Consider the following 14815-nt stretch of genomic DNA (forward strand, 5'->3'; position numbering starts at 1 on the left):
TGAGCATTTCCCGCGGAACTCGTCAGAGTTTTGGCGGTGACATGATGAAGCGGGCATTGACCTGGGCGCAGACGGTCTGGCGCTGGGGTTCGAGATCGAGGGCGGGGGCGGGCTCGGCCGCGGCCCCCGCGTAGGCGGCGCGGCCGCGCGGGGCTCCGGGAGCGGCCGGGACGGGCGGGGCGGCGTTCTCCGCGCCGAGGTCGGCGAGTTCGACGAGCGCGGTGAGCTGGGAGCCGAGGGCACCGGCGTACTCCCGGGCACGCTGGACGGCCGCGTGGACGGCGAGGCGGCGGGCTTCGGCGTGGGCCGGTGAGCCGGGGCGCAGGCCCCACCAGGGGCCGTTGACCCGGGTCATTTCGAGGTCGGCGATTCGGGTGGTGAATTCACCGAGCGCGGTGAAGTCGTTGAGGACGGCGGTGATGTGGACGCGGCCGTGGTAAGCGCGGATTTTCTCGTTCCGGCCCGACTGGGCGAGTTCGGGCGTGAGGGAGAACGCGCCGGTTTCGAGTTTTTCCACGGCCGGTCCGTAACCGCGGGCGAGTTCGAGCACCTGGTTGTTGCGGCGGGTGAGGTCGTCGAGGGCGTGGCGGCGGTCCTTGCCCCGGGCGGTGACGGTGATGCCGACGCGGGCGGTCTCGGGTTCGACTTCGAGGCGGGCGTCGCCGCGGACGGCGACGCGGGGGTGCTCGGGGGTTCCGTGGGGCGGCGGCGCTTGGGTCATGGTTCCACTGTCGCATCCGGGTCCGACAACGGCTGGTCACCAGATCGAAACCCGCGAGGGGTGTTGCCGGGTGCGGCTCCTGCGACATTATCTACGCGCGTTGTGCGCGGTCGGCCCGGTGATTCCGGAACCGCGCCGTGCCGTACGCGAACGGAACGCGCGGGAACTGAAGCGCGTGAGAACTGAGATGTGGGAGACGAAATGCCGCTGAACCGTAGGACGTTCCTGGGCGCATCGGCGGCCGCCGGTGCGGGTGTGGCGGTCGCGGGGGGTTCCGCGGCGCCCGCCGCGGCCGACGGCCCCGGCCGGGGCCACGGCCACGGGCGTCCGCAGAAGCGGTACTCGTTCACCGTGATGGGCACGACGGACCTGCACGGGAACGTCTTCAACTGGGACTACTTCACCGACAAGGAGTTCGACGACAAGGACCACAACGACGTCGGTCTGGCGAAGATCTCCACGCTGGTGGACCGGGTCCGCCGGGAGAAGGGCCGTCACAACACGCTGATGATCGACGCGGGTGACACCATCCAGGGCACCCAGTTGTCGTACTACTACGCCAAGATCGACCCGATCACGGCGAAGCGCGGTCCGGTGCACCCGATGGCACAGGCGATGAACGCGATCGGCTACGACGCGGCGGCGCTCGGCAACCACGAGTTCAACTACGGCATCCCGGTGCTGCGGAAGTTCGAGGAGCAGTGCGACTTCCCGCTGCTGGGAGCGAACGCGCTGGACGCGAAGTCGCTGCGGCCCGCGTTCGCCCCGTACGTCATCAAGAAGCTGCGGACGCCGCACGGCCGGGACGTGAAGGTCGGGATCCTGGGGCTGACCAACCCGGGCATCGCGATCTGGGACAAGGCGAACGTCGGCGGGAAGATGGTGTTCCCGGGACTGGAGGAGCAGGCGGCGAAGTTCGTGCCGCGGCTGCGTTCGCTGGGTGCGGACGTGGTGATCGTCGCGGCGCACTCGGGCACGAGCGGCACCTCGTCGTACGGGGACCAGGTGCCCTACGTGGAGAACGCGGCGGGGCTGGTCGCCGAGCAGGTGCCGGGGATCGACGCGATCCTGGTCGGGCACGCGCACCTGGAGATCCCCGAGTACTTCGTGGAGAACAGGCAGACGGGCAAGAAGGTCGTGCTGTCCGAGCCGCTGAAGTGGGGGCAGCGGCTGACCCTCTTCGACTTCGGCCTGGTGTGGGAGAAGGGCCGCTGGGTGGTGGAGAAGGCCGGTTCGCGGGTGCTGAACTCCAACACCGAGGCGGAGGACCCGAAGATCACCCGGCTGCTGGCGGACGAGCACAGGAAGGTGGTGGCCTACGTCAATCAGGTCATCGGCACGTCGACCGCGGCGATGAGCACGGCGGAGGCGGCCTGGAAGGACGAGCCGATCATCGACCTGATCAACGTCGTCCAGACGGAGACGGTGAAGGAGGCACTGGCCGGGGGCGCGTACGCGGCGCTGCCGGTGCTCTCGCAGGCGTCCTGCTTCTCGCGTACGGCGCGGATTCCGGCCGGGGACGTGACGATCAAGGACGCGGCGGGTCTATACCCCTTCGAGAACACCCTTGAGGCCCGGCTGCTGACGGGCGCCCAGCTGCGGGACTACCTGGAGTTCTCCGCGCGGTACTACGTGCGGACGGCGGCGGGTGCGCCGGTGGACACGGCGAAGCTGACGAACGCGGACAACACCCCGGACTACAACTACGACGCGGTGTCGGGACTGACGTACGAGATCGACATCGCCAAGCCCAGCGGCTCGCGGATCGTGAACCTGGCGTTCGAGGGCAAGCCGGTGGATCCGGCGGCGCAGTTCGTGCTGGCGGTGAACAACTACCGGGCCAGCGGTGGAGGCAACTTCCCGCACGTGGCGGGTGCCAAGCAGCTGTGGGCGAACTCGGAGGAGATCCGGAACACCATCATCGCCTGGGTGCAGGCGAAGGGTTCGGTGGACAGCGCGCGGTTCGCCTCGGTGGACTGGCGCCTGACCCGTGAGGGCACACCGGTGTTCTAGCGGGTGCTGCCGGCGGGCGGCCGTCTTCTCCTTCGGGAGGGGGCGGCCGCCTTCTGTGTGGTGGGGGGAGTCAGTTGTTACGGGCGAGGGGGATGAGGTCGGCGCTGCGGGTGGGGACGCCGGGGCCCTGGGGGGAGAGGCCGAAGGTGGTGAACGCGGTGCGCTCGGGGAGGGGATAGGGGGTGGTGCCGGTGAGGTCGTTGAGGATGGTGGCGCTGCGCCAGGCGGCGAGCCCCAGGTCGGGGGCGCCGACGCCGTGGGTGTGGCGTTCGGCGTTCTGCACGTAGACGTTCCCGGTGACGGTGGGGTCGAGGACGAGGCGGAACCGGTCGTCGATACGGGGGCGGCCGGAGGCGTCGCGGCGCAGGTAGGGGTCGAGGGAGCTGAGGACGCGGTCCAGGGAGCGCTCGCGGTAGCCGGTGGCGAGGACGACGGCGTCGGTGGTGAGCCGGGTGCGGCTGTTCTGCTGGGTGTGTTCGAGGTGCAGTTCGATGCGGGCGCGGGCGACGCGTCCGGCCGTGCGTACGCAGACGCCGGGGGTGAGGGTGGTGTCGGGCCAGCCGCCGTGGAGGGTGCGGCGGTAGAGCTCGTCGTGGATGGCGGCGATGGTGTCGGCGTCGATGCCCTTGTGGAGCTGCCACTGGTGGGGGACGAGTTCGTCGCGGACGGCTTCGGGCAGGGCGTGGAAGTAGCGGCTGTAGTCGGGGGTGAAGTGTTCGAGGCCGAGCTTCGAGTACTCCATGGGGGCGAAGGCGTGGGTGCGGGCGAGCCAGTGGAGGTTCTCGCGGCCGGCGGGTCGGGCGCGCAGGAGGTCGAGGAAGATCTCGGCGCCGGACTGGCCGGAGCCGATGACGGTGATGTGGTGGGCGTCGAGGAGTTCCTGCCGGTGGTGGAGGTAGTCGGCGGAGTGGATGACGGGGAGGTCGTCGGCCTCGATGAGGGGTTTGAGGGGGCCGGGGATGTGGGGTTCGGTGCCGACGCCCAGGGCGATGTGGCGGGCGTGGGCGCGGCCCAGGGCCTGGGCCTCGCCGTCGTGGTCGAGCTGGGTGAAGTCGATCTCGAAGAGGCCGCGCTGGTGGTTCCAGCGGACGGCGTCGACCTGGTGGCTGAAGTGGAGGCCGGGGAGCGATCCGGTGACCCAGCGGCAGTAGGCGTCGTACTCGGCCCGCTGGATGTGGAAGCGCTCGGCGAAGTAGAAGGGGAAGAGGCGGTCGCGGCTGCGGAGGTAGTTGAGGAAGGACCAGGGACTGGCCGGGTCGGCGAGCGTGACGAGGTCGGCGAGGAAGGGGACCTGGAGGCTGGCTCCGTCGATGAGGAGGCCGGGGTGCCAGTGGAAGGCGGGGCGCTGCTCGTAGAAGGCGGTGTCGAGGGGGCGGGGACGGCCGGGGACGCCGTGGGCGAGGGCGGCGAGGGAGAGGTTGAAGGGACCGATGCCGATGCCGATGAGGTCGTGTGGCTGGTCGGTGCCGGGGGTGGGCTGGTCGGTCATCGGGGGGTGTTGCCTTCCGGGATCTCGTGGGCGAGCCGGTGCACCAGGGAGAGGAGGGTGCGGAGGTGGCCGGGGGTGGTGTGGGGATTGAGGAGGGTGGCCTTGAGCCAGAGGCGGCCGCCCGCGTGGGCACGGCCGAGGACAGCCCGTCCCCGGGTGAGAAGGGTGCGGCGGATGGCGGCGACGGTGTCGTCGTCGGCGCCGGTGGGGCGGAAGAGGACGGTGCTGATGGTGGGGCGGTCGTAGAGGTCGAGACCGGGGGTCTCGGCGATGAGGTCGGCGAGGCGGTGGGCGGTGGCGAGGGTGCGGTCGACGAGGTCGGCGAGTCCGTCGCGGCCGAGCGCCCGGAGGGTGACGGCGATCTTGAGGGCGTCGGGACGGCGGGTGGTGCGCAGGGAACGGCCGAGGAGGTCGGGGAGGCCGGCTTCGGTGTCGTCGTGGGCGTTGAGGTAGGGCGCCTGGTGATGGAGGGGGTCGAGGTCGTGGTGGTGGGGAACGGCGAGGATGCCGGCGGGTGCGGGCTGCCAGCCGAGTTTGTGCAGGTCGAGGGTGACGCTGTGGGCAAGGTCGAGGCCGTGGACCTTGCCGCGGTGGGTGGGGCTGAAGAGCAGAGGGCCGCCGTAGGCCGCGTCGATGTGGAGTTCGGCGCCGTGGGTGGCACAGAGGTCGGCGATGTCGGCGAGGGGGTCGATGCGGCCGGTGTCGGTGGTGCCCGCGGTGGCGGTGACGAACAGCGGCGGGTGGAGTGCCGTGAGGGCTTCGTCGAGGGCGGCGAGGTCCATGACCCCGTCGGGGGCGGGGAGGACGACGGGGGCGGGGAGGCCGAGGAGCCAGGCGGCGCGGGTGATGCTGTGGTGGGCGCTGGCGGCGCAGACGGTCTGGACGGGGCCGTTGCGTTCGCGGGCGAGGAGAAGGGCGAGTTGGTTGGCCTCGGTGCCGCCGGTGGTGATGAGGGCGTCGGGGCCGGTGTGGTGGGGGTAGACCTCGGCGGCGAGCGCGGCGGTGGTGTCGGCCTCGATGGCGGAGGCCGCGGGGGCCTGGTCCCAGGAGTCCATGGAGGGGTTGAGCGCGGAGGCGGCGAGGTCGGCCGCGGCGGCGAGGGCGAGGGGCGGGGTGTGGAGGTGGGCGGTGCAGAGGGGGTCGGCGGGGTCGGCGGCGCCTTCGGCGAGGGCGGTGACGAGGGTGCGCAGGGCGTGGTGGGGGCCGGTGCCCTGGTCGGGGATGACGGGGTGGGTGGCGGCGCGCGTCCGGGGGGTGACGGCGTCGGGGCCACCGGCGGGGAGGGGGCCGTCGCGTCGGCGGGCTCCGTCGTGGAGGGCGTCGAGGACGGTGGCGAGAAGGGGGCGCAGCGCGGCGGGTCCGGTCGTGGTTCCGGCGAGGGGCGGGGGCTGCGTGGGCATGGCTGTGGGGCCCTTCGGCTGCGTGGGGGGCAGGGGACGACGTGTCAGCTTGCCCGGGTTTCGCCGGGGCTCACGCACGGAGCCGAAAAATTTGAACCCGAAAGGGGGATGACGATTCGAATGGTGGGTGGCGTGGCGGTTTTGGTGTTAAAGGGTGCCTGGCATGGCTCTGCCCGGCGCCCTCCCGTGGGGACGGGTGCCTGGCATGACTGTGCCCGGCGCCCTCCCGTGGGGGGCGCCGGGCACAGGTGGTCCGGGGTCGGTCAGTGGGCTTCGCGCACGGTCAGGGCGCGGCGCAGGTCGTCGATCCGGTCGACGAGCTTGCGGCGCAGGGCGGGGGTGAGGTCCTGGCCGTCCAGGGTCTGCTCGCCGAGGCGGAGGTGGTCCGCGTCGACGGCGTGGACGGGGAAGGCGTGGGCTCCGGCCGCCTCGGCGATGGCAGTGCCGCGGCGGGCCGCGAGCGCGGTGGCCTCGGGGTAGAAGCGGGGCACGTACGCGCGTACGAGATCGGCCTGTTCGGGCTGCCAGAAGCCCTGGGCGACGGCGGCGAAGAGGTAGTTGGAGAGGCTGTCGTCATGGAACAGGGCCTGCCAGGCGGCGTCCTTGGCCTCGGGGGTGGGAAGGGCGGCACGGCAGCGGGCGGCGCCTTCCTGTCCGGTGGCGCTGGGGTCCTGTTCGAGGGCGGCGGCGATGGCGGCCTCGTCGGTGGCGCCGAGGATGGCGAGGCGGGTGAGGACGCGCCAGCGCAGCTCGGGGTCGAGCTCGGGTCCGCCGGGGACGGTGCCGTTGGCGAGCCAGTCCTGGATGGTGTCGGGCTGGGTGGCGGCGTCGATGAGGTGGCGTACGGCGAGGAGGCGGAGGCCGGGGTTGTGGCCGTCCTCGGTGCGGCGGATGAGGTCGCGGCAGAGGGCGGTGAGGGTGGCGAGGCCCGCGGGGCGGTCCTCGGAGCTGAGGTACTGACGGGTGATGTGCGTGCCCGAGAAAGCGAGTACGCCCTGGACGAGGGCGAGGTCGCTCTCGTGCGGGAGGTGGGTGCGGGCCGCGTCGAGGTAGGCCCTGGGCGAGAGCTCGCCGTCGCGGACCATGTCGCGGGCGGTGTTCCAGACGACGGCGCGGCTCAGCGCGTCGGGGATGCCGGAGAGACCGGTGAGGACGGTCTCCCAGGAGTGGCCGTCGAGACGGACCTTGGCGTAGCCGAGGTCGCCGTCGTTGAGGACGAGCAGGGTGGGGCGGTGGCCGGGGCGGACCCCGGGGGTGCCGTTCTGCGGGACGTCGATCTCGAACCGTTCGCGCAGGACGAGCCCGTCGGCGCCGGTGTGCGGGTCCGGGGCCCGGTCGTAGGCACCGACGGCGATGCGGTGGGGGCGGCTGCCCTTGCGGTCGACGGCGAGGGTCCAGCCGCCGTCGGCCTCCTCGACGCGGGAGGTGAGGGTGTCGACGCCGGTGGTGCGCAGCCAGGCGTCGGCCCAGGCGTGGACGTCGCGGTCGGTGGCCGAGGCGAGGTTGTCGATGAAGTCGGCGAGGGTGGCGTTGGCGAACTTGTGGCGGGCGAAGTGGGCGTTGATCCCGGCCAGGAAGTCCTTCTCGCCGAGCCAGGCGACGAGCTGGCGCAGGGCGGAGGCGCCCTTGGCGTAGGAGATGCCGTCGAAGTTGAGCAGCGCGGACGCGGTGTCGGGCACGGCCTCCGGGTCGGGGGCGACGGGGTGGGTGGAGGGGCGCTGGTCGGCGTCGTACCCCCAGCCCTTGCGGGCGACGCCGAAGTCGACCCAGGTGTCGGTGAAGCGGGTGGCTTCGGCGAGGGTCTGGAAGCCCATGTACTCGGCGAAGGACTCGTTGAGCCAGATGTCGTCCCACCAGGCGAGGGTGACCAGGTCGCCGAACCACATGTGGGCCATCTCGTGGGCGATGACCATGCCGCGGGTCTGGCGTTCGGTGTCGGTGACGGCGGAGCGGTAGACGAACTCATCGCGGAAGGTGACGAGGCCGGGGTTCTCCATGGCACCCGCGTTGAACTCGGGTACGAAGGCCTGGTCGTAGGAGTCGAACGGGTACGGCTCGTCGAACTTCTCGTGGAAGCGGTCGAAGCAGGCCCGGGTGATGTCGAGGATCTCGTCGGCGTCGGCGTCGAGGTGAGGGGCGAGCGAGCGGCGGCAGTGGATGCCGAAGGGCAGTCCGGCGTGCTCGGTGGTCACGGAGTGCCAGGGGCCCGCGGCGACCGCGACGAGGTAGGTGGAGATCAGGGGCGTGGCGGCCAGCTCCCAGCGGCCCTGGCCCTGGTGTTCGGAGATGCCGTTGCCAAGGACGCTCCAGCCCTCGGGGGCGGTGACCGTGAGGGCGAAGACGGACTTGAGGTCAGGCTGGTCGAACGCGGCAAAGACGCGCTGGACGTCCTCCATGAAGAGCTGGGTGTAGACGTAGGTCTCGCCGTCGGCCGGGTCGGTGAAGCGGTGCATGCCCTCGCCGGTGCGGGAGTACCGCATGGCGGCGTCGACGCGCAGTTCGTGGGCGCCGGGGGTGAGACCGGTGAGCGGGAAGCGGTTCTCGACGAGGTCGGCGGGGTCGAGGGCATGTCCGTCGAGGCTGATCGAGCGCAGGGTGGCCGGCCTGAGCTCGACGAAGGTGTCCCCGGCCGTGGCCGCGGTGAACTGGATGACGGTGCGGGAGTCGAAGGTCTCCTCCCCCAGGGTCAGGTCGAGGTCGATCGTGTAGTGGTGCACGTCGAGAAACTGGGCTCGGGTCTGCGCTTCGTCGCGCGTCAGTACGGACATGCGTCCATGCTGCCGTACCCGGTGGGCCGCCCGCAGTCGAGTTCTCCCACGGCTGAGCGACGGGCCCGGCAACCGTGGGGGCGGTGGCCCGCGTCCCGCCCTGCGACGGGCGGGGCAGGAGCGGCACGGGGGCGGACAGTGGCGGGAGCGGTGGCCGGGCGGCCGGGCGGGCAGCGGATCGTGGGGGTCGTGCCGTGCGGGGTGGCGGCGGGGGCGCTCGCCTGGTGCCTCGTCGGGATGTGGCGGGCCGCACATCTGGAGAACTACCCGTGGAGCGCCTGGACACCGGTCGGTTACGGGGCGGTCAAGGGGGTCTTCCTGGGCCTGCTGGCGGGCTGTTGCGCGGTGGGGGCACTGCGGATCGGCCGGGCCGACGGGAGCCGGTCCGGCCGGTTCGCGGGGCTGGTGTTCGGCGGCGGGCTGGCGGGCGGGATGGTGCCGGGGACGCTACGGGACTTCCTGGGCGACCCGCAGCCCCGGACGCTGTACTACTACGACGGGCCCAGGCCCGGTGCGCAGTGGTACTGGCGGCCGTTGCTGTCGGAATGGCTGGCGTACACCGTGCTTCCGGCGCTGGGCTGCGCGGTGCTGCTGACCGCGGGCGCGCTGCTGGCGGTGCGGTGTGCGCGCCGCGGGAGCGTGGGGTGGGTGCTGCCCGCCCTGGTGGGGCTGGGGCTGCTGGTCCTGCCGGACTGGGCGGGCGGCGGGGCGCCGGAGCCGGTGGGCGGCGGCGGTCATGTGAACGAGTCGGCCGCCGCCGGGATCACCGTGCTGGCCACGGGATGGGGGCTGCTGGTGACCGCGGGGGTGGTGCGGTCGAGGCGGCGCGGACGGCGCCGGGCGGACGGGCCCGGGGCCGCGGTGACCGTACCGGTGTCCCCGCCCTAGTGCCGGTGCACCGGCCGGGGTCCGGTGCTCAGTCGTCGGCGGCGGTGGCGGATTCCTCCGCGATCCGTTCGTGGTGACGGATGACCTCCGCCACGATGAAGTTCAGCAGCTTCTCGGCGAAGGCCGGGTCGAGGTGCGCGCTCTCCGCGAGCTGTCGCAGCCGGGCGATCTGCCGGCCCTCGCGGGCCGGATCGGCGGGGGGCAGGTGGTGGGCGGCCTTGAGGTGGCCGACCTGCTGGGTGCATTTGAATCGCTCGGCGAGCATGTGGACCACAGCGGCGTCAATGTTGTCGATGCTCTCGCGCAGCCGGTTCAGTTCCGCGCTCACGGACGCGTCGATGTCACTCGTCGTCATGGTCAGCGAGCTTAGGCCGTGTCCGGCCGCGTGGTGATCGTCGGCGGGTGCTCCGGGTCCGGAACCCGGTCGCTCCAGCCGCCGGGGACACTGCGCCCCTGCTGCTCGCGGAAGCGGACGGGGGCGGTGCCGACCCGGCGGGCGAAGAGCCGGGAGAAGTACGCCGGATCGTCGTAGCCGACGCGCCGGGCCACGGCGGCGACCGGCAGGTCCGTGGCGGCGAGGAGTTCCTTGGCGCGACCGAGCCGGATGCCGAGGAGGTAGTCCTTGGGACTGCACCCGGCGCCCCGCCGTACCGCCGTCCGCAGTTCCGCGGCGGTCATGCCGTGCCGGGCGGCGTGCTCGGCGACCGAAAGTGGCTGGAAGGCGTCACGGGCGAGGGCCTGCAGGACGGGGTCGCCGTCGGGGCTGACATCGGCGCGGGCCCTTCGCAGGGCGACGAGCAGTTCGTGGACGGCGGCACCGGTCTCCACCTCCAGCAGCGGGTTCCCGCGGCGGGCCGCGCGGACGATCCGGCTGATCGCGGCGCGCGGCGCGGCGGTGTCGGCGAGCGGGACGAGCGGCCGGTCGGGCTCGATGTAGCCGAGTTCGGTGTAGGTGGCGGTGGCGGGGCCGGTGAAGTCGACGAAGCTCTCGTCCCAGCCGGTACCGGGGTCGGCGCCGTAGTGGTGCGGGGTACCGGGGGTGAGCCAGATGAGGCTGGGCGCGGTGACGGGCACCCGGCGGCCGTCGGCCCCGGTGAACCAGCCGCTGCCGGAATGGACGACGACGGCCACGTGGTGGTCCAGGGTGCGCGGGCCGACGGTCGGCAGGGCGCCGTGCTGGAGCCCCACCCCCAGGCAGACCAGGCCCAGCCGGTGGTGGAGCGGGCTGGGGGTGAAGAACCGCATCCAGGTGTGGTACATCGGCCGTCCTCACTCCCCCTTCGTCCCTGTGCCGCGCCGGTTGGGACGCGGGTTCGAACAATTGCGTCCAAACAGTAGTGATCTTTGTCCATGGACCGGCCGGACGCCAGGGGGCGAGGGTGGTGGCAACATCCCTCCCGGGTTCGCCCGCTCCGTGGTGCGTACCGTCGTGCGACCCGGGTGCGCGCGGCTCCCGGGGGCCGCACGCACAGGAGAGTACGAGCACGATGGCTGACTTCACCGTGGGGGACGACCACTTCCGGCTCGACGGGAAGCCCGTACGGCTGCTGTCGGGCGCCCTGCACTACTTCCGGGTGCACGAGGCGCAGTGGGACCACCGGCTGGCGATGCTCCGCGCCATGGGCCTGAACTGCGTCGAGACGTACGTACCGTGGAACCTGCACGAGCCGCGGCCGGGCCGGTTCCGGGACGTGGGCGCGCTCGGCAGGTTCCTGGACGCCGCGCAGCGGGCCGGGCTGTGGGCGATCGTCCGCCCGGGGCCGTACATCTGCGCCGAGTGGGAGAACGGCGGGCTGCCGGTCTGGGTGACGGGGCGGTTCGGCCGGCGGGTGCGCTCCCGTGACGAGGGGTATCTGGAGGCCGTGGAGCGGTGGTTCTCCGCGCTGCTGCCGCAGGTGGTGCAGCGGCAGATCGGCCGCGGCGGTCCGGTGATCATGGTCCAGGCGGAGAACGAGTACGGGAGTTTCGGCTCCGACCAGGTCTATCTCCGGCGGGTGGCCGGGATGCTGCGCGAACGCGGGGTGACCGTACCGCTGTTCACCTCCGACGGGCCGGAGGACCACATGCTCACGGGCGGCTCCGTGCCGGGGCTGCTGGCCACGGCGAACTTCGGATCGGGGGCGCGCGCGGCCTTCGAGGTGCTGCGCCGCCATCAGCCGAAGGGACCGCTGATGTGCATGGAGTTCTGGTGCGGCTGGTTCGAGCACTGGGGCGCCGAGCCGGTCGTACGCGATCCGGAGCCGGCCGCCGAGGCGCTGCGGGAGATCATGGAGTGCGGGGCGTCGGTGAACATCTACATGGCGCACGGGGGGACGAACTTCGCCGGGTGGGCGGGGGCGAACCGCTCGGGCCCGGTCCAGGACGAGGACTTCCTGCCGACGGTGACGTCGTACGACTATGACGCGCCGATCGATGAGTACGGCCGCGCCACGGAGAAGTTCCGGCTGTTCCGCGAGGTGCTGGCCGCGTACGCGGACGGCCCGCTGCCCGGGCTGCCGCCCGAGCCGGTGGGGCTGGCGGCGGGGGTGCGGGCCCGGCTGACCGGGTGGGCCTCGCTGGACACGGTGCTGGAGGCGCTGGGGGACGAGGAGGGGGCGCCGTCCGGGATGCCGCCGACCTTCGAGGAACTGGGCGTCGACCGGGGCCTGGTGCGCTACCGGGTGTCCGTGCCGGGCCCGCGTCAGCCGTACGGGCTGGATGTGACGGGGCTCCGTGACCGGGCCGTGGTGCGGGTGGACGGGGTCCGGGCAGGGGTCCTGACAGCCGAGGACAGTGCCCTTCCCGAGCCGGTGGCCGGGCCCGCGGAGGTCGAGCTGTGGGTGGAGTCGCTGGGCCGGGTCAATTACGGGCCGCGGCTCGGGGAGCCCAAGGGGATCACGGGCGGGATACGGCACGAGCGGCAGTATCTGCACGGGGTACGGGCGCGGGCGCTGCGGCTGGACGCGTTCGAGGAGCCGGGCGCGGTGGAGCGGGTGGCGTTCGACGAGGTCCCGGAGGCTGGCGGGACCGGACTGTTCCGGGGAACGTTCGCGCTCGAAGGAATCGCCGGGACGGGGCACGCAGGGCTCGAACTGCCGGGCTGGACACGGGGGTTCGTCTGGGTGAACGGCTTCTGTCTGGGCCGCTACTGGTCGGTGGGCGCGCAGCGGACGCTGTACGTGCCGGGGCCGGTGCTGCGGGAGGGCGCCAACGAGGTGTGGGTGCTGGAGGTGGAGGAGGCGGGCGCCCCGTACGCGGAGCTGGGCCCGGGGGCGCCCGTACGCACGGACGCCCCCGGGGTGGTCCGGGTGTGACTCAGGCCGTGGCCCGGGTCAGAGCGTGGCCGCCGCGGACGCGATGCTGGCGGCGAAGGTCGAGACCTCGCTGTACACGCCGGGGTAGCCGGGCCGGGCGCAGCCGTTGCCCCAGCTGACGATGCCGACCTGGATCCAGGCTCCGGCGTTGTCCTTGCGGAACATGGGGCCGCCGGAGTCACCCTGGCAGGTGTCCACGCCGCCGGTGTCGATCAGCCCGGCGCAGATCTCGTCACCGGGGATGAGGTCACCGCCGTACGCGGACTGGCACTCGGCGTCGGAGACGAAGGGCACGGTGGCCTTCAGCAGGTAGCGCTGCTGGGCGCCGCCCTCGGTGGCCGCGCCCCAGCCGGCGACGGTGAAGGTGCCGTTGTTGTACGCGGTGGTGGTGGCGATCTTCAGGGTCGGCTGGTTGATGGGCTGGGCGAGCTTGATGAGCGCCCAGTCCTTGCCCGCGCCGTTGTAGCCGGGGGCCTGGAGGACCTTGGTGGACTTCACCTTGACCGCGCTGGACGACTGGAGGTCGACGACGCCCCCGGTAGCGGTGATGGAGGTGTTGTTGCCCGAGCCGTCCACGCAGTGCGCCGCGGTGAGCACGATGTCCTTGGCGTACAGGGCGCCGCCGCAGCCCATCGAGAGCCGGACCATGAACGGGAACTCGCCCTGGGCGGCGCGGGTTCCGCCGACGACCGGCTGGGGGGCCGCGGACGCGCTGGCGGGCTGGAGACTGAAGCCCGCGAGGACGACGGCGGCTATGACGGAACATCTCTTCACGGCACGCAGAAGCTGCTTCAACGAACTGCCCTCTTTCGTGGGGGGTGTGGCAGGTGGAGGTGCGTGGTGATGCGTGTGGGGAGTGCCTGTGCCCGAGCCGGGTTCCGACCGGGAGCGCGCGGCAGAGCACCGCGCCATGGTCATGCTCCCGACAAAGGCACGCTTGGGATTATCGGGAAATGATCACGACTCCCACAAGGATCACTTTCCGGCCAAGATCGCCCATACCCCTGCGGCTACAGTGAAGGCCGGCCGATCCTCGGGGACGGGGGGACATGACGGACGGCAGCAGCCGGACCACCAGCAGCCCGGTGGTCCATGGGTTCCCGCACCTCGAAACGGTCCGGTCCGCGATCACCGCGCTGTACCGGCGTCTCTCGTACGACGGCGTGCACTCCTACGCCACGAGCCTCGCCCCCGCCGAGGCCGCCTTCGACGACGGGGAGAACCTGCACCTCGGCGCCCAGCGGGTGGCCCGGTCAGTGGTCCAGCACCTGCGGCTGCCCGACGCCCGGATGATCGTCGCCTTCCGCGCGATGGAGCACGCCGCCGAGGTCGAACTGGCTGCCGGGCCCGAGTACTTCGTCCAGCTCAACGACCGCTTCCGCACCCACCGCAGGGACATCGGCGCCGCGCTCTCCCACGAGGTCACCCATGTGCTGCTGCACCGGCTCGGCCTGGCGTTCCCCGGCACGCGGGACAACGAGATCCTCACCGACACCGTGGCCGCCTACCTGGGCGCGGGCTGGCTGCTGCTCGACGCCTTCCGCGAGGACAAGCTCTCCAGCCAGAAACTCGGCTACCTCACCCCGGAGGAGTTCGGCTACGTCCTCGCCAAGCGGGCGTCCGCCTTCGGCGAGGACCCGTCGCCGTGGTTCACCAGCCCGCAGGCGTACGAGGCGTTCCGGGCCGGGCGGGAGCGGGCCCTGCGGGACACCCGGAAACCCCCGCTCACGGCGGCGGGCTGGGCGGACCGCCGCCGCTACGCGAAGGCCCGGCGGCACGCCCGGGACCGGCCGGACACCCCGGGGGCGCCCGGTGCTCCGTACGCCTTCGAGGGCGCGCCGGACGCGCTGCGGGTCTCCTTCGCGTGCCCGGTGTGCCACCAGCGCCTGCGCGTCCCGGCGCGCGGCCGGGTCCGCGCCCGCTGCGGGCTGTGCGGGACGGTCCTGGACTGCGACACCTGAGGGCTGGCCCGTCATCCCTGGTGGATCGGCGTGCGGCGTCAGACGCGGTGCGTCGCACGGCGGAGGGACGCCCGAATACCGGATTTCGGGCGTTCCCACAACGCGGCGAGGTGCCGTGACTGTCGTCGCACGCCCGCCAGGGATGACGGGACAGCCCTCAGGGACGCCGCGGGCACGTGCCGGGCACCCGGCGGCGGGCGCCCCGGTGGGACCGCCCCCGCCGGCCGCCGGTTACGCGGCCCTGCCGCCGCGCCCCGCCGCCGCGCCGCCGCGCCCCTGACC

Annotated in this window: 11 protein-coding genes; 4 read left to right on the plus strand and 7 right to left on the minus strand. The window is 72.5% G+C overall.

From position 1 onward, the window contains the following. Positions 1-22 precede the first annotated feature (22 nt). On the minus strand, positions 23-721 hold the full coding sequence (locus ACFVWY_RS15710) for an SIMPL domain-containing protein (protein WP_389871932.1): 699 nt from the start codon (positions 719-721) through the stop codon (positions 23-25). A gap of 201 nt (positions 722-922) precedes the next feature. Between ACFVWY_RS15710 and ACFVWY_RS15715 the strand changes: the two genes are divergently transcribed. Further along, positions 923-2734: a bifunctional metallophosphatase/5'-nucleotidase gene (locus ACFVWY_RS15715; RefSeq protein ID WP_389871935.1), complete on the plus strand. Its 1812-nt coding sequence runs from the start codon at positions 923-925 to the stop codon at positions 2732-2734. 70 nt (positions 2735-2804) lie between these two features. Here the strand turns inward: ACFVWY_RS15715 and ACFVWY_RS15720 are convergent, their stop codons facing one another. The 3 genes from ACFVWY_RS15720 to pepN form a co-directional block, all read right to left on the minus strand. Continuing rightward, positions 2805-4223, minus strand: a complete 1419-nt coding sequence (locus ACFVWY_RS15720; RefSeq protein WP_389871937.1) for a lysine N(6)-hydroxylase/L-ornithine N(5)-oxygenase family protein — start codon at positions 4221-4223, stop codon at positions 2805-2807. Further along, a complete protein-coding gene (locus tag ACFVWY_RS15725; RefSeq protein WP_389871939.1) occupies positions 4220-5623 on the minus strand; it encodes a pyridoxal phosphate-dependent decarboxylase family protein in 1404 nt (467 codons plus the stop codon). The genes ACFVWY_RS15720 and ACFVWY_RS15725 overlap by 4 nt, the downstream gene beginning before the upstream one ends. Positions 5624-5886: 263 nt before the next feature. Then, entirely contained in the window at positions 5887-8391 is a 2505-nt protein-coding gene (gene pepN / locus ACFVWY_RS15730; protein WP_389871942.1) for an aminopeptidase N, read from the minus strand. A 138-nt stretch (positions 8392-8529) separates the two neighbouring features. Here pepN and ACFVWY_RS15735 point away from each other — a divergent pair, with 138 nt between their 5' ends. Then, complete coding sequence (locus ACFVWY_RS15735) at positions 8530-9279, plus strand: hypothetical protein (RefSeq protein WP_389871944.1); 750 nt, start codon at positions 8530-8532, stop codon at positions 9277-9279. A gap of 28 nt (positions 9280-9307) precedes the next feature. Here the strand turns inward: ACFVWY_RS15735 and ACFVWY_RS15740 are convergent, their stop codons facing one another. Further along, on the minus strand, positions 9308-9634 hold the full coding sequence (locus ACFVWY_RS15740) for a chorismate mutase (protein WP_389871946.1): 327 nt from the start codon (positions 9632-9634) through the stop codon (positions 9308-9310). A gap of 11 nt (positions 9635-9645) precedes the next feature. Next, the gene (locus ACFVWY_RS15745) at positions 9646-10539 is read right to left on the minus strand and encodes a helix-turn-helix domain-containing protein (RefSeq protein ID WP_389871948.1); all 894 of its coding nucleotides are present in this window, start codon (positions 10537-10539) and stop codon (positions 9646-9648) included. Between the two features lie 227 nt (positions 10540-10766). Between ACFVWY_RS15745 and ACFVWY_RS15750 the strand changes: the two genes are divergently transcribed. Next, positions 10767-12572: a beta-galactosidase family protein gene (locus ACFVWY_RS15750; RefSeq protein WP_389871951.1), complete on the plus strand. Its 1806-nt coding sequence runs from the start codon at positions 10767-10769 to the stop codon at positions 12570-12572. An 18-nt stretch (positions 12573-12590) separates the two neighbouring features. Here the strand turns inward: ACFVWY_RS15750 and ACFVWY_RS15755 are convergent, their stop codons facing one another. After that, positions 12591-13367 (minus strand): S1 family peptidase, encoded by a 777-nt coding sequence (locus ACFVWY_RS15755; protein WP_389871953.1) that lies wholly within the window; start codon positions 13365-13367, stop codon positions 12591-12593. Positions 13368-13621: 254 nt separating this feature from the next. Here ACFVWY_RS15755 and ACFVWY_RS15760 point away from each other — a divergent pair, with 254 nt between their 5' ends. Further along, the gene (locus ACFVWY_RS15760) at positions 13622-14533 is read left to right on the plus strand and encodes a hypothetical protein (RefSeq protein ID WP_389871955.1); all 912 of its coding nucleotides are present in this window, start codon (positions 13622-13624) and stop codon (positions 14531-14533) included. Positions 14534-14815 lie beyond the last annotated feature (282 nt).

Origin of the sequence: Streptomyces sp. NPDC058195 (assembly GCF_042883525.1) — a bacterium.
Lineage (GTDB): Bacteria > Actinomycetota > Actinomycetes > Streptomycetales > Streptomycetaceae > Streptomyces.